The organism is Rahnella rivi (genome assembly GCF_019049655.1).
Lineage (GTDB): Bacteria > Pseudomonadota > Gammaproteobacteria > Enterobacterales > Enterobacteriaceae > Rahnella > Rahnella rivi.
Map to the genome: position 1 here is coordinate 180,309 of NZ_JAFMOX010000063.1, position 16,869 is coordinate 197,177.

Consider the following 16,869-nt stretch of genomic DNA (forward strand, 5'->3'; position numbering starts at 1 on the left):
CCTGTCTGATGTCTTTTACCCGCCGCTGACCGGCTGGATCACCGGATTTCCTGCGCGATCCTGCAAGACTTCCACCTCCACGCCGTAAGTGTGTGCGATAAGCTCTGCCGTCACGACGTCACGCGGTTTACCTGCGGCCTGAATTTTCCCCTGCGCGACCACCAGTAAATTATCGGCATACTGGCAGGCCAGATTGAGATCGTGCAGCACAATCACCGTCACCCAGCCACGCGCACGGGTTTCGCGACGCACCAGATTGAGCAACGACATCTGATGTTTCAGATCCAGCGCGCTGACTGGCTCGTCCAGCAGCATGACGTCGGGTTCGCGCATCATCACCTGGGCAAACAGCGCCATCTGCCGCTGCCCGCCGCTCAGCGAGGCGATTTCACGCCCGGCAAGATGCGCAATGCCCGCCTGCTCCAGCCGCTGCATCGCGGCGTCGAGCGTTTCATCATCAATGTGCAGCGCCAGTTTGCCGAGCCGCCCGAGCACCACCACTTCCAGCACCGTCAGGTCGATATCGGCGGTGGTGTCCTGAGGAAGATAAGCTATCGCATCACGCCAGCCGTGCAGCGATTTCCCCCGCACCTTGCCGGGCGAGAGTGTACGTTCGCCGCAGCGGATCTGCCCTTGCGCCAGCGCCAGTTCGCCAAACATGGCGTTGAGCAGCGTGGTTTTACCGGTGCCGTTCGGGCCAATGATCACATGTATTTTACCGGCTTCCAGATGCGTGCTGACCCCGCCAATGATCGTGCGTCCCTGCCGGTGAATATTCACATTGTCGAGCCACATCATAGGGTTCTCCTGCGCGGTGCGAAGATAAGCCACAACAGGAACGGCACGCCGACAATCGCCGTCACGATACCCACGGGAAATAACGCCCCCGGCACAATCGACTTCGACAACACCGATGCCGCCGAGAGCATCAGCGCCCCGGCGAGCACCGACATCGGCATTGAGAAGCGCTGATCCTCGCCCACCATCATGCGGGCGATGTGCGGCGCGACCAGCCCGATAAAGCCGATCACCCCCACAAAACTGGTCGCCGTCGCGGTCATCACCGCCACGATGATCAGGATTTTCATGCGCAGCCGCCGGACGTTAACGCCCAGACTCAGCGCGCGCATTTCACCCATGCGCAGCGCCGCCAGTTTCCACGAATCCGCCATCAGTAACAGGCAGCACACCAGGGTGGTGACCGCGGTCAGCGCCAGCGTCGGCCAGGTTGCTTTGGTCAGGCTGCCGAACAGCCAGAATAAGATCTGCTGCGAAAGCTCCGGCGACGACAAAAACTGAATCAGCGACAACAGTGACTGGAACAAAAACAGCAGGGCAATACCGCCGAGAATGATGGTTTCGGTTCTGACCGTACGCATCGACGCCAGCATGAACAGAAACAGCGCGGCGATCATCGAAAAGATAAACGCACCGATCGGCACGGAAATCATCGGGTTCAGCCCGAAGCCGCCAAATGCCAGGCTCAGTGCCGCGCCAAACCCGGCCGCAGCGGCCATGCCGAGCGTGTACGGGCTGGCCATCGGATTGTTGAGCAATGTCTGCATCTGCGCGCCGCCCGCGCCTAAAGCCGCACCGACCACTAACGCCATCAGCGCCATTGGCAAACGGAATTCACGCACGATGGCATCTGTCATCGCTGCCCGTTCGCCAATGCCGGTCAGCGAGCGGATGACTTCAGAAGGCGACAGCATCGACGGGCCGGTGGCAATATCAAACACCAGGCTGATGGCGGTTAACAGCACAAAAAGCAGAACGTAGCGCCAGCGTTTACGTTCACGCGCACGGTGAGCGGAAATCGCTTCGCTCCGTCCGGTGGAAATGGTCATCAAAATCCCCTGTCAGAAAACGAAAGAAGCGCTGCTCAGTGGCAGCGCCCCGGTATCACACACCCTCAGGATCAGTCTTTCAGACCGACCACAAACGTGCCTTGCGGGGTGACAGGGAGATATTTTTTGTAGAAGTTCAGGTAGTTCGCCAGCGGATCCATATCTTTGAACTGCGCAGGATAGAGCTGTTTCGCCATGTACTGCACCATCGCGAAATCAGAGAGTGTGCGGGACGCACCCTGATATACGCCGTACAACTGGCCGTTTTTGATTGCCGGTAATTCAGCCCAGCCACGACGGTTTTCAAAGCCTTTCAGCTTCTCACGCGCTTCGGCTTTGCTGATGCCCACGCCCATCGGCAGGGCTGACGGATTTTTATTGTTTTCACGCCCTGAAATGAAGATCACATCCGGTTTTGACGCCAGCACCTGCTCCGGGTTGATCGGCCCCCACCACTCAACAAACGGCGCAGCGATGTTATCGCCGCCCGCCACGGTAGCCATCGCGCCCCACATATTTTTGCCGTAGGTGAACGAATACTCTTCCGGCCCTTTGTTTCCGAATTCCACATACACTTTCGGCTTAGGTTTACCGGAGGCGGCGATGCGATCGGCCACCTCTTTCAGGGAAGAGGCATACAATTCCGCCATTTCACCGGCGCGCGCTTCCTGCCCGGTCAGTGTGCCCAGCACGCGGGTTGAGGCCACATGGCGCTCAACGGTTTGCGCGTTGTAATCGATGACCACCACCGGAATCCCCTGCTTTTCGATGCGCGCCACGTCGGCGCCCAGCGCTTTAAACTGCCAGTCGGCCAGCACCAGTAAATCCGGGTTCAGGCTCAGCACTTTTTCTACCGAGAAACTCTGCGCTTCAACTTCGCCCACGTCAGGAATGTCTTTCAGCGACGGACGGTGTGCAACGTGCATCTGCCAGTTTGCCGGCACCCAGCCTTCCCACGCTTCGCGTGAAATCCCGACAACCGAGTCGTAGGCCTTTTCCCCGCCGACGGACATGTAATCTTCAAAATAAAAACCCACCACCACTCGCTTGGCGGGGAGATCGACTTTTACCTGACGTCCGATGACGTCGGTAATGGTTTTGATTTCTGCCAGAGCAGAAGCACTGAGGCTCAGCGTCGCGAACGACAGCGCGCAGGCCAGCGAGCGCAGGGTAAGAGTGTGTGCAGCCATGAAGTTCAGTTTCCCAGGATAAGTAGATCAAGTTGAATGAAAATTATTATCAATTACGTCTGACGCTTTTATTTACACAAATAAACATTTTCTTTCAAGTGATTTAACACAGCCTGCGTGGAAATCCGTGCATAACTGAACCGGGGTGTACATTTTCTTGACAGCGGAAAAGTCTTACTTCATAAATATACCGTACCGTACGGTTTTGATGTAAAAACAAACCGACGTCCCGCTGCGACTCCTGACAGAAGGTAAGACGAATGTCTGCGTTAACGAACGGCTATTCTTTAGCAGCCTTGATTTCTTTAGCTTTTCTCACCGGGTGCGCGAGCACCCAGCCTGTGCCCTACACCGGGGTCACCTCTTCCTCCCGGATGAAACCTGATACGCAGGATGAATCCGGCCACATTTCATACCGCTACAGCATCCCGACGGACTGGAATAAATACTCCAGAGCGATCCTCGATCCGGTGGTGATTTATCAGGGTTCGGATGCCCAGTTTGATGATGTTTCCGCCGAACAGAAGCAGGCGCTGGCGGACTATATGCACCAGGCGTTTGGCAAAAGTGTCGGTCAGCATTTCCCGCTGACGCAGACAAAGACGCCCGGCACCTTGCGCATCCGCCTGACGCTGACCGGCGCCGAAACCACCACGCCGGTGCTGGGCACGTTTTCCCGTTTCGATCTGATGGGCGGGCCGTACAACATCGTTCAGTCCGTCCGGGGTAAACAAGGCTCGTTCACCGGCTCGGTGAGTTACGCGGTGGAAATTTACGATGCGACGTCTGACCAGCTGCTCAGCGCTTACATCGCCAAACAGTATCCGAACTCGCTGAACATCGGCGCGAGCTGGGGTGCGCTGAGCGCGGCTGAAACCGGCCTCGACATTGGCGCCGAACAGCTGCAAGAACAGCTGAAATAAACGGGACGCAGAATGAAAATCTACCCGCAGCAGGTCATTTGCAAACACTGCGACAGCCTGTATACCCGGCAATCCGTGCGGTCCGGCGAGGCCGCGCGGTGTCAGCGCTGCCATGCCGTGCTGTACCGGGGAAGCTGGCTGAGTCTGGAACAGTGGCTGGCATTAACGGTGACGGCGGCGATGTTTTTTATCATCGCCAATCTGTTTCCGGTGCTTGAAATCCAGTTTCACGGTCAGTCGCAGGCGACGACCTTAGCGGAAACCACGATGGCGCTGGCGCACAGTTACGCCTCGCCGCTGGCTATTCCGCTGGCGTTGCTGATTATCGTTTGTCCGTGCCTGCAAATCCTGCTGCTGGGCTGGGTGCTGTGGCACGCCTGCCGGAATAAAACCGCACCGGGCTTCGCGCCCGTCATGCGTTTACTGGCCGGTCTTGCGCCGTGGAGCATGGCGGAAGTGGCGCTGCTCAGCATTCTGATCGCCGCCATCAAACTCTCCGGGCTGGTGCACATCACCACCGGCCCCGGCACCTGGGCGCTGCTCGGGTTATGCCTGTTACTCCCGGTAATCAATCATCAGGATTTTCATTCGCTGTGGAGACTGAAAACCCTGAAAGAGAAACGCGGATGAAGCCGGTCAGACAGGCATTATCTGCGGGTCTGGTGCGCTGCCCTGTCTGCGGGCTGGTGTGTGAGCATGTGCTGGCGGTGCAGGATTTGCCCTGCCCGCGCTGCAACACGCCGCTGCACCCCCGTCACCCGGAGAGTCTGTCGCAAACCTGGGCGCTGCTGCTGACCGGTCTGCTGCTGTATCTGCCCGCCAATCTTTTGCCGGTGATGTACAACAGCTTTGCCGGTCACGGCGGGGAGAGCACGATTCTTGGCGGAATCTCAGGATTCTGGAATTCCGGTGATTACGCCATCGCGGCGATCATTTTTGTCGCCAGCGTCGTTGTACCCTGCGCCAAATTCCTGATCCTCGGCGGGCTGCTGATCGCGGCCAAAAGGCCGCAGACCGGCGGCCAGCGTTTTCGATCCCGCCTGTTCCGCCTGACGGAACATGTCGGTTACTGGTCAATGCTCGACGTCATGGTGGTGGCGATCATCGCCGCGCTGGTGCAGTTTCCCGGTTTCAGCACCGCCGAACCCCGCATCGGCATTGTTTTTTTTGGCGCAGTGGTGATGTTCACTCTGCTGGCCGCACTGACGTTCGATCCGCGTCTGCTTTGGGAAAATAAAAAGAATGACTGACCACGACTCACCCCCGCCTGAGATCCTGCCGCGCCGCTGGCGTCCTTCGCTTATCTGGCTGGTGCCGGGGATCGCCGCGTTCACCGGCCTGTTTTTGCTGATGCAGCTCTGGATGTCCGCCGGGCCGGAAGTCTCCATTACCTTTCAGACAGCCAGCGGATTACAGGCCGGTAAAACCGAAGTGAAATACAAAGACGTCACCGTCGGGCTGGTGAAATCCATTGTGTTAAGCCCTGACAGCCAGCGCGTTCTGGTCACGGTGGCGCTGATGAAGAATGCTCAAAATCTGGCGAAAGCCGACACCCGTTTTTGGGTGGTTCGCCCGCGCGTCGGCATGGGCGGCATATCAGGCATTGATACGTTGCTGTCGGGCGCGTACATCAGTCTCGATACCGGCACATCTGAGAAATCCGGCAGTCTTTTTCAGGGGCTGGAATCGCCGCCGACGGTGATAAACGGCATGCCCGGCAAACAGTTTGAAGTGGTGGCCGACGATCTGGGTTCGCTGGATATCGGCTCGGCGGTCTATTACCGGCGGATACCGGTTGGCCGCGTCTCTTCTTACGCGCTGCGCCCGGACGGCAAGGGCGTGAGTGTGAATATTTTCATTGATGCCCCCTACGACCGTTTTGTCACACCATCCACCCGTTTCTGGAATGCCAGCGGCGTCGATTTATCATTGAATTCCGACGGGTTACAGCTGAAAACTCAGACACTGGCCTCGGTGATAGCAGGCGGGATCGCGTTTGCCAATCCGCCGGAAAGTGGCGCGTCTCTCCCCTCCGGCGGCCACAGCGTCTTTCATCTGGCAGACGATCTGGCTTCGGCGATGGCCCCGCAGGACGGCACCCCGCAAATCCTTCAGCTGCGTTTTCAGCAGTCCTTACGCGGGATGCAAACCGGCGCGCCGGTGGAGTTTTCCAGCGTGAAGCTCGGCAAAGTGACGGCGATCGATCTGGATTTCGAACCGGCGGGATCACGCTTTATTTCGGTGGTCACGCTCGAGGTCTACCCGAACCGTTTAGGCCGCGTGCTGCAAAAGCTGCCTAAACCGCAGAAAGATGGCGATAAACAGGCGGCCTTTTTCCTGCGCGATCTGGTGCAGCATGGCCTGCGGGCACAGGCGCGTACCGGCAATTTACTGACCGGCCAGTTGTATATTTCCCTCGATTTTGTTCCCGGTGCCGCGCCGGTGCCTTTCGATCTCAACGCCCGCCCTTTGCGCATTCCGACGCTGAACGGTGGTTTCGACCATTTGCAGGAACAGCTCGCCACCATCATCGGCAAAGTGTCGAAAATGCCCATTGAGTCGATAGGCAATAATCTCAACGCCACGCTGGGCAATCTCAATCAGACGCTGATTCAGGTGAACGGCCAGGTGTTGCCGCAAACCACGCAAACCCTGCGCCAGCTGGATCAAACGATGAAAGGCGCGCAGGCGCTGCTGGCGGCGGACTCTCCGCTCTTCAACACGCTGGCCGAATTCCAGCGCACGCTCTATTCCCTGCGCACACTGAGCGGTTTACTGACGCGTCAACCGCAGGCTTTGTTGACCGGCAGACAGAATGACCCGAAGGAACACCCATGAAACTTACCGCTGCTGTAAACACCGCCTGCGCCCTGCTGCTGCTCAGCGGTTGTGCCTCCTCCACGCCGCCGCACTATTACACGCTGGTGACCGCCGCCGACAGCGCACCGCCCGCCGTGGCCGCCGCGCCGTTCGTGATCCGCATTCACCCGGTGACAGTGCCGGAACAGCTGAATCAGCCGCAACTGGTCACGCGCAAAGGCGACGGCGAAATGGTGATGTCCGATGACGCCCTGTGGGCCTCGCCGCTGCCGGAAGAAATGCGCAGCGCGCTTACCGGCCAGCTGGAACATTTGCTTAATACCACTGAGATCAGCGGGCTGACGCCGCCGCAGGACAAACCGGTGGTCGGCATCAGCGTGGCGGTTCAGCGTTTCGATGCCTGGCCGGGAAACCGCGCCAGCATCGCCGTCACCTGGCGGCTGAGTTTTGCGGCAGGATCCGCCGAAGAACAGCTCCTCACCTGCCGCACGCAACATCAGCAAACGGCGCGGGGAAGCGATGCCGGACTGGTCAGCGCGCAACAGTTGCTGATGCGCGAGGTGGCACAAGACATGGCGGAGAGCATAAGAATGCGCCAGTGCCGATGACGAAAGAAAATCACAAAACCTTTTGCATCAAATTGATACATTTTGTTATGTTATCACATATCAGATAATCAGCAGCGAAAGACGGATTGACGGGAATGACAGCAGACAGGATGAAAAATGGCCGACCGGTGCTTGCGGTTGAAGGGCTGACGCTGTGGATCGCCGGAGAAAAACGCATCGACGATCTCAGCTTTCACGTAAACGCGGGTGAACGCGTTTGTCTGCTGGGTGCATCCGGTTGCGGAAAATCGCTGACCGCCAAAAGTATCACCGGCGTTCCCCCTGCGGGGGCAAAAATCAGCGGCAGCATCCGCGTCAACGACGTGGAAGTCTGCGGAAAACACCCGGTGGCACGCCCTCTGGCAGGCCGCGTAGCAACGGTGTTTCAGGACTCATCCACTGCGCTTAACCCGCTGATGACGCTGGGCAAACAGTTGCGCCTCGCCCTGCCCGCGGCCAGGGAAAGTGACATCAGCGCCATGCTCGGTGCCGTCGGGCTGGGTGATATCCCGCATTTTTCGGCCCGTTATCCGGCGGAGCTTTCCGGCGGCCAGCGCCAGCGCTTATGTATCGCGCTGGCGATGCAATCCTCCTCCTCATTGCTGGTTGCCGACGAACCCACCACTGCCCTCGATGTGCTGACCCAGCAACGGGTTTTAGACGTGATGCGCAACGCCTGCGAGGTTCGCGCGCTGCTGTTTATCACTCACGACGTGGCGGTTGCTGCACAACTTTGTCAGCATGCACTGGTGATGGAAAACGGCAAGCTGGTGGAATCCGCGCCCATGGCGCAGTTACTGCGCCACCCGCAACACCCTTACACCCAGCGTCTGGTTCACGCCGCGAAACAGGCCGCGACACTGCATTCTCCGGTCGTCTCCGCCTGCGGAGTGGCGGTCTGATGAATTCTCCCCTGCATCTGGTGACTGAGCCTTTTCTGCATCTGCACAACGTCAGCCGTCATATCGCGCTGCCGCGCTCGTTCTGGCGTGCCATAAGGCAGGCACCGGTTGAACGCAACACGCTGTTTTCGCATTTATCGCTGCGCATTGGCCGCCATGAGCGCGTCGGGCTGGTGGGTGCCTCCGGCTGCGGGAAATCTTCATTACTGAAAATTATGCTGGCGATGGAAGCACCTGACAGCGGTGAGGTTTTCTGTCACGGCGTGCCGGTTCGCCCCGGTTCTGCCCGCTCGCTGCGCGATTTCCGGCGTTGCGTTCAATACATTCCGCAGGATCCGGCGGGGTCGTTACCGCCGGATCACACCGTCGGTCAGATTGTGGCACAGCCGCTCAGGCGCCTCGGCGCGGGCGAGCCGGTCGGCCCGCGGATGCGGGAAGTGATGGCGCAGGTCGGGCTGAGTGACACCCTGCTTGAACGCAAAGCGGGGGCGCTCTCCGGCGGGCAGGCGCAGCGTGTGGCGATAGCCCGGGCACTCGCCATCCGCCCTGAATTTTTGCTTGCCGACGAGCCGGTCAGCGGGCTCGATTTGCCGCTGCGCGCGCAAATCAAACACCTTCTGCAACAGGTGACACAGCAAAATGGCATGGGCCTGATGATGGTGACGCACGATATATCGATGGTCGCCGGGCTGTGTGAACGCCTGCTGGTGATGCATGACGGCCAGATCATTGAAGACCGCGCCACACAGGATATTCTGCATTCTCCGCACCACCCGCATACCCGCCAGCTGTTGCAGGCGATCCCACATTTACCTTTGACCGTTAATGGATAACCGGATGTTCACCCGATCACTTTCGCGCACTGGCGCACCCTGGCCTCCGTTGCTGCTCGGCAGTAATCTGGTGTTTAACATCGGCTTTTACGCGGTGGTGCCGTTTCTAGCCATTTTCCTGCGCGATGACATGTTGCTTTCCGGCTGGGCGATCGGCCTGGTGCTCGGCCTGCGAACGTTTTCCCAGCAGGGAATGTTTTTGCTCGGCGGCGCGCTGTCCGATCGTTTCGGCGCGCGGGTGGTGATTCTGTGCGGCTGCGTGGTGCGTATCGCCGGCTATCTGCTGCTCGGGCTTTCCGACACGCTGACGCCGGTGATCATCGGTGCCTGTCTGACCGGCATCGGCGGTGCGCTGTTTTCGCCGTCCATCGAGGCCTTGCTGGCACAGGCCGGAACGCACAGTGAGAAAGCGGGAAAACGCAGCCGGGCAGAATGGTTTGCCCTTTCGGCGGTGTGCGCAGAGCTGGGCGCGGTGCTCGGCCCGTTACTCGGATCACTGCTTTCCGGCTATGGTTTTCAGCCGGTGGCGCTGGCCGGTTCGGGGCTGTTTTTACTGGCGCTGGTGGTGCTGTTTTTCACCCTGCCCGCCGCGCCGCAACGCGCTGCCGGACTGAACATTGTGCCCTGGTGGCAGACGTTCCGTCAGCCGCGGTTTGTGGCTTTCATTGTGGCTTATAGCGCTTACCTGTTCAGCTATAACCAGCTGTATCTGGCGCTGCCGGTGGAATTGCGCCGCTCAGGCGGCAGCGAGCAAGATCTCGGGCCGTTGTTTGTGCTGGCCTCGGTTCTGGTGATCGTTCTGCAAATGCCGCTGGCGCGATTTTCCCGCCGCATGGGCGCGCGGATTATTCTGCCCGCCGGTTTTCTGCTGCTGTCTTCGGCCTTCGCCGCCGTCGCGATGTTTGCCTGGACGGTGCCGCCGGAAGGCTGGCTGCGGCTGCTGCCCTCGGTGTTACTGATCACGCTGCTGACCGTCGGGCAGATGCTGATAGTGCCGGTGGGGATGGATCTCATTCCGCGCTTTGCCGGGCAACATAATCTCGGCGCCCATTATGGCGCACTCTCCTCCATGGGCGGCATTGCCGTGCTGGCGGGAAATTTCCTGCTCGGCGGCCTGCTCGATGACGCGCTGGTGCCTTCCCCCGGCGCGGTGATCCCGTGGCTGGCGCTGGCTGCCGTTCCGTTTTTAAGCGCACTGGCGATGTGGCGAATCTGCCGCCAGCTGCCTCCTCCTGCAATCTGACAAGGAACTTCTGATGTCTCTGTTACGCATAAGCCCGCTGGCCGGGCTGCTTTTTGCTGCACTTTTACTGACCGGCTGCTTCAATGAAGCCGATAAAACCACCGAAAACAGCGGCGATGCGCGCCTGCGTCTGGCGATGTTACAGCCGCCGCGCTCCGGCCTGACACCGCTGAGCGACGACGCGTTCAAGCTCTCCCGCTGGAGCACCGCAGAAACGCTGGTGATACTCGATAAACTCGGCGAAGCCCGGCCTGCGCTGGCCACCCGCTGGCAGCAAACCGGCGAAAACAGCTGGCGGTTTGAGTTGCGCCCGGACGTAAAATTCCACGACGGCACCGCGCTGGACGCCGCTGCCGTGGTCAATGCCCTGACCGTCGCCGCACACGCCGCGCCTAAACCGCGCATTCTCGATGGCGTGCAACTGACCGCCATGGCCGACGGCGAACATGCGGTGATCGTCACTACCGCGCAGCCGGATCCGCTTCTGCCACAGCGTTTATCCAGCCCGCAGCTGGCGGTGTTATCGCAGAAAGCCTACAGCGCCAGCGGCGTGGTGGACCCGCGCCACACCGGTTCCGGCCCGTTCGAACTGGTGGAGGTGAACGGCACCAGCAGCGCACGGCTGGAGCGTTTCGACGGATACTGGGGTGAAAAAGCCAAAGCCAGCGGCATTGACGTCAGTTTCGTGCCGGACGGCACCGCTCGCGGCGCGGCCCTGCGTACCGGCACGGCGGACATCGTCGAGGCCATTCCGGTGTCGCAGGCACCGCTGCTTGACCAGCACCTCATTCACGAAGTGCCGATGCCGCGCACCAATACGTTGTATCTCAATACGCGGCTGGGTGTGATGCAGGATCCGGCGCTGCGTGCCGCCGTGCGTGAAGCGCTTAACCGCCAGCAACTGGTGGATAACGTTTACGAAAAACGCGCCGACGTTGCACAGGGGTTACTCGGCCCGGCGTTGCCCTGGGCCGCACAGCTGCGTCAGCCGGTGAATTATCCGGTCACCGCCCGCAAACCGGCCGGTGAAACCATCACGCTGGCCACTTTCAGCGATCGCGCCGAACTGCCGGAAGTGGCGGTGTACCTGGCGCAACAGCTGACGGCGGCAGGTTTCACCGTCAGACAGGTTGTGCGCGAATATTCGCAAATTGAAACCGACGCGCTGGCCGGTAAATTCGACGCCTTTATTTTATCGCGGGCAACGGTACTCGATTCCGGTGATCCGGTGGCCTATATGTACAGCGATTTTGCCTGTAAAGGGTCGTTCAACATCGCGCAACTTTGCCGTCCGGAAATCGACAAAGCGCTGCAACAGGCCGCCGTTATTCCGGCGGGCGGGGAACGTCGCCAGGCGATCATGCAGGCTGAAAACCTGATCCTCGCGACCGATGCCGCCATTCCGATGTTGCACGAACGCGTGATTCAGGGCGAAGCGGCGGATGTGCGCGGTGCCGTGCGCGATCCGCGTGAACGCACGCTGATTAACGCCGCCACGCAGCGCGGGGTTCAGGCCGACTGATGAGCGAGTCCTTGTATTGCCGCACCTGCGCGGGGGTGAGCCGTTTTCGTCAGCGCCAGCCCGGCGGAGCGCTGTTACCGCTGATCTCACGCCTGCTGACGCTGGCGGCCATCGTGGTACTGATCGGCCTGCTGCCGTGGCTTTCCGGCACGGATCCCGCGCTGTCGCTGCTGCGCGCACGCTCCGGCGATCAGGAAGCCACCGCGGAAACCCTTAATGCCATCCGTTTGTCGCTCGGGCTGGATCAGGGGCCGTGGCACGCGCTGGCCCACTGGCTGGGCGGCCTGCTGCGCGGTGATGCAGGGCTTTCGTGGATTTCAGGCCTGCCGGTTTTACCCGGCATGTTGCGGGCGACCGGCGTGTCGCTGACGCTGATGGCCTGTTCGGCGCTGGTGGCGCTGGTCATCGCGCTGCTGCTGTGTGCTGGCACCCTGAGGCGCGGATTGCAGGGCGACACGCCGCGTCCGGCGGGTTTTCTGGCCGCGATGCTGACCACGATGCCCGAGTTTTTACTGGCTTCGCTGTTGCTGATTACCGGCGCGGTCTGGCTGCCACTTTTTCCGCCTTACGGCTGGCAGGGCTGGCATTACGCCGTACTGCCGTCGCTGGCGCTGGGGCTGCCTGCGGGAGGCTATCTTGGCCGTATTTATTCCGATGCGCTGACCGGCACGTTCGGCGAAAGCTGGATCACAACCTGGAGCGTGCTGGGGATCAGACGTCGCCATACGGCACGCGCAGTGATCCTGCGTTCGCTGCCGGGCGTGATGCCGTTAACCGGTCTGGTGCTGGTGGCGCTCACCGGCGGCGCGGTCGCCGTCGAGAAAGTGTTCGCGATCCCCGGTATCGGGCGCGCCACGCTGGGCGCCGCTGCCGCCGGAGATTTACCGGCGTTGCAAACCGGCGTGCTGATCCTGCTGCTGCTGGCCTCGGTTATCGGCATGCTGGCGGGCGGGGTTCGGCGACTGTTGCTTGGCCGGGCCCTGACGCTCGGTGCCGTCCCGGTGCCCGCGCAGGCCGCCCCCGCGCACCGGCAAAGGGTGTGGATCCCGCTGGTCTGTCTGGGCCTTCTGCTGCTGATGGTCCTGGCCGGTTACGGACGGGATCCGCTGTCGTCTGACTATATGCGGTTACAGCCGCCGTCATTCGGGCTGCCTTTTGGGGCGGATGCCATGGGGCGCGATCTTCTCGCCCGCGTCGCCCACGGAACGCTGAATACCTGTTTACAGGCGCTGGTGGTTTCGCTGATTTGTCTGGCGATCGGCGTCATCGTGGGGGCATTTCCCCGCGCGATGACCGGCCCCACCGAAGTCACCAACGCCCTGCCGCCGGTGATCGCCGGGCTGATGGTCGCCGCGTTGAACGGGCCGACCGCAACCGGCGCGATCGTCGCCGTGACCGCCGTCAGCTGGGCACCGCTTGCCGCGCACACAGCGGCACTGGTGGCAGAGATTCAGGCACGTCCTTATATGAAAATGCTGCCGGTGGTGGGCGTCGGTGCAGTACGTCGCACCCTGTTTTACGTGCTGCCTGCCCTTTCAGGCCCTCTGGTGCGCCATGCCATGTTGCGGCTGCCGGGCATTGCGCTGGCGCTGGCCTCTCTCGGCTTTCTCGGCCTCGGCGCACCACCGCCGGTTCCCGAATGGGGGCGCGTGCTGGCCGAAGGAATGCCTTACATCGAACGTGCAGGCTGGAGCGTTTTCGCCCCTGCTGCCGCGCTGGCGGTGCTGTCGGTGATGGCGGTGACGCTGAGCAGCCTGAGGTGGAAAAAATCATCAATGGCACACTGAATCGTTATCTGAAAGGCTAAATCGCGCTAAGCTGTCGCCTCGAATTTTAAGGGGTGACAGGAAATGGATCCGCGTAAACCGCTGGACGGATTTGCCAGCAGCGTGATGGTGGTGTTGTGTGTTATTTGGGGTGTGCAGCAGGTGGCGATCAAAAGCGCTGCGGCAGATATCACGCCGTTATTACAGGTCGCGCTGCGTTCCGGGATCGCCGGGCTGGCGGTGCTGATGTTGCTGCTGGTGCGCCAGCGTAAAGTGCCGTTCAGCGCGGACAATCTTGGCCCCGGTTTGCTGGTCGGCCTGCTTTTTTCCATCGAATTCATGTTCGTCGCCGAGGGGTTGCGGTTCACCACCGCCGCGCACATGGCGGTATTTCTCTACACCGCGCCGATATTTGCCGCGCTCGGGCTGCATTTTCTGGTGCCTGAAGAGCGGCTGAGCGGGCTGCAATGGTCGGGCGTCGGCGTGACATTTGTTGGCGTGATGGTGGCGTTTCTGTTTGGGGGCCATGCTTCGAACTCGCCGCAGGCCAGCAACATGCTGCTCGGCGATTTCTTCGGCCTGCTGGCCGGTGCGTTCTGGGGGATGACCACTCTGGTGGTACGCCGCAGCAAGCTCTCTTCCGGCAGTGCGACCATGACGTTGTTCTACCAGCTTGCCGGTGCCTTCGTGTTGCTCGGCGGGCTGGCATTACTGACCGGCCAGACGCAATTTCGCCTCACCCCGGTGTCGGTCAGCAGCATGCTTTTCCAGACGCTGGTCGTCACCTTCGCCAGCTATCTCGCGTGGTTCAGCCTGATGCGCCGCTATCACGCCTCACGGCTGGGGATCTTGTCCTTTATGACGCCGGTTTTCGGTATTCTCGCGGGGGTAGTTTTCCTGCATGAGCCGCTGAAAGTGAACTTCATTCTTGGCGCAATGCTGATCATGCTCGGCATCCTGACCGTCAGCGCCGACAGCATTCTCAGGCCATGGGTGGCGCGGCGGCGCAGATAGGTTTTGGCGGCGGTAAACTTAGGGCCCGTTGATCTCACAGCATGCGTGAGATCAACATTCTTTTAAAACATTCACCTCTCTAATCAGTCATCGGCTGATGACGCTTGACACTCAACCTTCTCTGTTGAGATAACACCCTGAAAATAAAAATTGTACATATTTTGACATGACTTATTTCAGGACAAACAACATGAGAAGATTACCCGTTTACCTTCTGCTCGATACGTCAGGCTCCATGACAGGAGAACCGATTGAAGCGGTGAAAAATGGCGTTCAGACGCTGCTTTCCACCCTGCGCCAGGATCCTTATGCTCTTGAAACAGCCTATGTTTCCGTGATTACCTTCGACTCTTCTGCCAGACAAGCCGTTCCGCTGACCGATCTTCTTAACTTTAAACTTCCGGACCTGGTCGCCAGCGGCACCACGGCGCTGGGAGAAGCACTTTCCCTCACCGCTCGCCGTATCAATGATGAAGTTCAGAAAACCACCGCTGAAACCAAAGGGGACTGGCGACCGCTGGTCTTCATCATGACCGATGGCTCACCGACCGATGACTGGCGCAAAGGTGTCAGTGATTTCAAAGCGGCCAGAACCGGCGTAGTGGTAGCCTGCGCAGCCGGGCATTCGGCTGAAACCAAGGTTTTGCAGGAGATCACCGAAATCGTACTCCAGCTCGATACCGCCGATTCCACCTCGATCAAAGCCTTCTTTAAGTGGGTATCTGCCAGTATTTCAGTGGGCAGCCAGAAAGTGGAATCCGGCAAGAAAGAGGTTATCGGGCTGGACGACTTACCCCCACCACCACCGGAAGTTAACGTCGTTTTGTAGAAATAATCAGGAGGTTTCTATGACAGTCAGTTTGAGCAAAGGACAAGGCGTAAGCCTGAAAAAAAATGAGCACGACTTATCCTCAGTCACCATTGGTTTAGGCTGGGATATCAACGAAGAGAAAAAGGGATTTTTGGGCGGATTGCTGGGTAAAAAAGACCCTGAGTATGATCTCGATGTGGTGGCGTTTCTGTGTAATGCACAGGGCAAAGTCACCGATCTGGGGAAAACTGAAAACGGCAAACCGACGCTGGTCGATGGCGATATCATTTTCTTCAACAGCATGCGCCACAAGTCCGGCCAAATCTGGCTGACCGGAGACAACCGAACCGGTGCAGGCGACGGTGATGACGAGCAGATCATCGTTAAACTGAACACCCTGGATCCTAAGTACGACAAAATTGTGTTTATCGTGCAGATTTACAACGGCGTCCAGCTGAACCAGCATTTCGGCAAAGTGAAGAATGCGTTCATCCGCGCCGTCGACGCCAAAAACATCGAAATGGCCCGCTTTGACCTTTCAGGGGGAGCCGCCTTTACAGGACGTCGGTCAATGCTTTTCGCTGAACTGGTGCGCGAGAGCAACGGCTGGAAACTGACTGCGGTCGGAGAACCTTCTGATTCGGATACTTTTGTCTCACATCTGAAGGGCTATATGTAATATGAGAAGGCTCCCCGTTTATCTGCTGATCGATACCTCCGGCTCAATGCGTGGTGAATCTATTCACGCGGTTAACGTCGGAATTCAGGCGATGTTGAGCGCGCTGCGTCAGGATCCTTATGCGCTGGAAAGTGCACATATCTCCATCATTACCTATGACAATGAGGCGCGTGAGTTCATACCGCTCACTGCACTGGAGGACTTTCAGTTCACTGATATTGTGGTTCCTGCCGCGGGCGGTACCTTCACGGGAGCCGCGCTGGAATGCCTGATTCAGTGCGTAGACCGCGATATCAAACGTTCAGAGGGTGATCAAAAAGGCGACTGGCGTCCTTTGGTCTTTCTGATGACCGACGGCACGCCTTCTGATGCGTGGGCCTATGGTGAAGCGATTAAAGAGATAAAAAAACGCACGTTTGGTTCCATTATCGCGTGCGCGGTGGGTCCAAAAGCCAGACATGAGCCTTTGAAACAATTGACCTCTCAGATTGTGGCGCTGGAGACGCTGGATTCCACCGCCTTCTCCGGTTTCTTCAAATGGGTATCGGCCAGCGTGGCTTCCGGTAGCAGCAGCGCTGGCGTCAGCACTGGTACGGATAATCTCCCGCCTCCCCCACCTGAGATTCAGCTGGTTCTGTAGTCCGATGGCAAAGTGCAGACATTCTGTACTTTGCCTTTTTTTATCGCTTCCTCAGGCGCGGCAACTTGTGT

The 16,869-nt window shown here is 59.4% G+C and carries 17 protein-coding genes; 14 read left to right on the top strand and 3 right to left on the bottom strand.

What is annotated here, in order from left to right; translation table 11 throughout:
- Positions 1-15: 15 nt before the first annotated feature.
- From J1779_RS17335 to J1779_RS17345, 3 genes are all read right to left on the bottom strand, one after another.
- The gene (locus tag J1779_RS17335) at positions 16-798 is read right to left on the bottom strand and encodes an ABC transporter ATP-binding protein (protein WP_136376713.1); all 783 of its coding nucleotides are present in this window, start codon (positions 796-798) and stop codon (positions 16-18) included.
- Complete coding sequence (locus J1779_RS17340) at positions 795-1,847, bottom strand: FecCD family ABC transporter permease (RefSeq protein ID WP_217204361.1); 1,053 nt, start codon at positions 1,845-1,847, stop codon at positions 795-797. The genes J1779_RS17335 and J1779_RS17340 overlap by 4 nt, the downstream gene beginning before the upstream one ends.
- 71 nt (positions 1,848-1,918) lie before the next feature.
- Positions 1,919-3,037 (bottom strand): ABC transporter substrate-binding protein, encoded by a 1,119-nt coding sequence (locus tag J1779_RS17345; protein WP_217204362.1) that lies wholly within the window; start codon positions 3,035-3,037, stop codon positions 1,919-1,921.
- A gap of 260 nt (positions 3,038-3,297) precedes the next feature.
- Between J1779_RS17345 and J1779_RS17350 the strand changes: the two genes are divergently transcribed.
- From J1779_RS17350 to J1779_RS17415, 14 genes are all read left to right on the top strand, one after another.
- On the top strand, positions 3,298-3,960 hold the full coding sequence (locus J1779_RS17350; RefSeq protein ID WP_183849323.1) for a DUF3313 domain-containing protein: 663 nt from the start codon (positions 3,298-3,300) through the stop codon (positions 3,958-3,960).
- Between the two features lie 12 nt (positions 3,961-3,972).
- Positions 3,973-4,590 (top strand): paraquat-inducible protein A, encoded by a 618-nt coding sequence (locus J1779_RS17355; RefSeq protein WP_217204363.1) that lies wholly within the window; start codon positions 3,973-3,975, stop codon positions 4,588-4,590.
- A complete protein-coding gene (locus J1779_RS17360; RefSeq protein ID WP_122096870.1) occupies positions 4,587-5,210 on the top strand; it encodes a paraquat-inducible protein A in 624 nt (207 codons plus the stop codon). The genes J1779_RS17355 and J1779_RS17360 overlap by 4 nt, the downstream gene beginning before the upstream one ends.
- Positions 5,203-6,798, top strand: coding sequence for a PqiB family protein (locus tag J1779_RS17365; RefSeq protein WP_217204364.1), 1,596 nt, complete (start codon positions 5,203-5,205; stop codon positions 6,796-6,798). The genes J1779_RS17360 and J1779_RS17365 overlap by 8 nt, the downstream gene beginning before the upstream one ends.
- A complete protein-coding gene (locus J1779_RS17370; RefSeq protein WP_217204365.1) occupies positions 6,795-7,388 on the top strand; it encodes a PqiC family protein in 594 nt (197 codons plus the stop codon). Before J1779_RS17365 ends, J1779_RS17370 begins: the two co-directional genes overlap by 4 nt.
- A gap of 95 nt (positions 7,389-7,483) precedes the next feature.
- Positions 7,484-8,290: an ATP-binding cassette domain-containing protein gene (locus J1779_RS17375; RefSeq protein ID WP_217204366.1), complete on the top strand. Its 807-nt coding sequence runs from the start codon at positions 7,484-7,486 to the stop codon at positions 8,288-8,290.
- Complete coding sequence (locus J1779_RS17380; RefSeq protein WP_217204367.1) at positions 8,290-9,123, top strand: ABC transporter ATP-binding protein; 834 nt, start codon at positions 8,290-8,292, stop codon at positions 9,121-9,123. The genes J1779_RS17375 and J1779_RS17380 overlap by 1 nt, the downstream gene beginning before the upstream one ends.
- A gap of 4 nt (positions 9,124-9,127) precedes the next feature.
- The gene (locus tag J1779_RS17385) at positions 9,128-10,366 is read left to right on the top strand and encodes an MFS transporter (protein ID WP_056780128.1); all 1,239 of its coding nucleotides are present in this window, start codon (positions 9,128-9,130) and stop codon (positions 10,364-10,366) included.
- 13 nt (positions 10,367-10,379) lie between these two features.
- The gene (locus J1779_RS17390) at positions 10,380-11,888 is read left to right on the top strand and encodes an ABC transporter substrate-binding protein (protein WP_217204368.1); all 1,509 of its coding nucleotides are present in this window, start codon (positions 10,380-10,382) and stop codon (positions 11,886-11,888) included.
- Positions 11,888-13,675, top strand: a complete 1,788-nt coding sequence (locus J1779_RS17395; protein WP_217204369.1) for an ABC transporter permease subunit — start codon at positions 11,888-11,890, stop codon at positions 13,673-13,675. Before J1779_RS17390 ends, J1779_RS17395 begins: the two co-directional genes overlap by 1 nt.
- A 63-nt stretch (positions 13,676-13,738) precedes the next feature.
- Positions 13,739-14,668 carry a DMT family transporter gene (locus J1779_RS17400; RefSeq protein ID WP_238485198.1) on the top strand — a complete coding sequence of 310 codons (930 nt, stop codon included), beginning with the start codon at positions 13,739-13,741 and terminating at the stop codon, positions 14,666-14,668.
- A 190-nt stretch (positions 14,669-14,858) separates the two neighbouring features.
- Positions 14,859-15,497: a vWA domain-containing protein gene (locus tag J1779_RS17405; RefSeq protein ID WP_217204370.1), complete on the top strand. Its 639-nt coding sequence runs from the start codon at positions 14,859-14,861 to the stop codon at positions 15,495-15,497.
- Positions 15,498-15,516: 19 nt separating this feature from the next.
- Positions 15,517-16,158 (top strand): TerD family protein, encoded by a 642-nt coding sequence (locus J1779_RS17410; RefSeq protein WP_056779631.1) that lies wholly within the window; start codon positions 15,517-15,519, stop codon positions 16,156-16,158.
- A 1-nt stretch (position 16,159) separates the two neighbouring features.
- Positions 16,160-16,798: a vWA domain-containing protein gene (locus J1779_RS17415; protein WP_056779635.1), complete on the top strand. Its 639-nt coding sequence runs from the start codon at positions 16,160-16,162 to the stop codon at positions 16,796-16,798.
- Positions 16,799-16,869 lie beyond the last annotated feature (71 nt).

Excerpts from the sequence above, each read along its gene's own strand:
- J1779_RS17415 (WP_056779635.1), top strand. The coding sequence starts at position 16,160 with ATGAGAAGGCTCCCCGTTTATCTGCTGATCGATACCTCCGGCTCAATG.
- J1779_RS17355 (WP_217204363.1), top strand. The coding sequence starts at position 3,973 with ATGAAAATCTACCCGCAGCAGGTCATTTGCAAACACTGCGACAGCCTG.
- J1779_RS17335 (WP_136376713.1), bottom strand. The coding sequence starts at position 798 with ATGATGTGGCTCGACAATGTGAATATTCACCGGCAGGGACGCACGATC.
- J1779_RS17395 (WP_217204369.1), top strand. The coding sequence starts at position 11,888 with ATGAGCGAGTCCTTGTATTGCCGCACCTGCGCGGGGGTGAGCCGTTTT.
- J1779_RS17360 (WP_122096870.1), top strand. The coding sequence starts at position 4,587 with ATGAAGCCGGTCAGACAGGCATTATCTGCGGGTCTGGTGCGCTGCCCT.
- J1779_RS17350 (WP_183849323.1), top strand. The coding sequence starts at position 3,298 with ATGTCTGCGTTAACGAACGGCTATTCTTTAGCAGCCTTGATTTCTTTA.
- J1779_RS17375 (WP_217204366.1), top strand. The coding sequence starts at position 7,484 with ATGACAGCAGACAGGATGAAAAATGGCCGACCGGTGCTTGCGGTTGAA.
- J1779_RS17400 (WP_238485198.1), top strand. The coding sequence starts at position 13,739 with ATGGATCCGCGTAAACCGCTGGACGGATTTGCCAGCAGCGTGATGGTG.
- J1779_RS17405 (WP_217204370.1), top strand. The coding sequence starts at position 14,859 with ATGAGAAGATTACCCGTTTACCTTCTGCTCGATACGTCAGGCTCCATG.
- J1779_RS17390 (WP_217204368.1), top strand. The coding sequence starts at position 10,380 with ATGTCTCTGTTACGCATAAGCCCGCTGGCCGGGCTGCTTTTTGCTGCA.
- J1779_RS17410 (WP_056779631.1), top strand. The coding sequence starts at position 15,517 with ATGACAGTCAGTTTGAGCAAAGGACAAGGCGTAAGCCTGAAAAAAAAT.
- J1779_RS17345 (WP_217204362.1), bottom strand. The coding sequence starts at position 3,037 with ATGGCTGCACACACTCTTACCCTGCGCTCGCTGGCCTGCGCGCTGTCG.
- J1779_RS17365 (WP_217204364.1), top strand. The coding sequence starts at position 5,203 with ATGACTGACCACGACTCACCCCCGCCTGAGATCCTGCCGCGCCGCTGG.
- J1779_RS17380 (WP_217204367.1), top strand. The coding sequence starts at position 8,290 with ATGAATTCTCCCCTGCATCTGGTGACTGAGCCTTTTCTGCATCTGCAC.
- J1779_RS17370 (WP_217204365.1), top strand. The coding sequence starts at position 6,795 with ATGAAACTTACCGCTGCTGTAAACACCGCCTGCGCCCTGCTGCTGCTC.
- J1779_RS17385 (WP_056780128.1), top strand. The coding sequence starts at position 9,128 with ATGTTCACCCGATCACTTTCGCGCACTGGCGCACCCTGGCCTCCGTTG.
- J1779_RS17340 (WP_217204361.1), bottom strand. The coding sequence starts at position 1,847 with ATGACCATTTCCACCGGACGGAGCGAAGCGATTTCCGCTCACCGTGCG.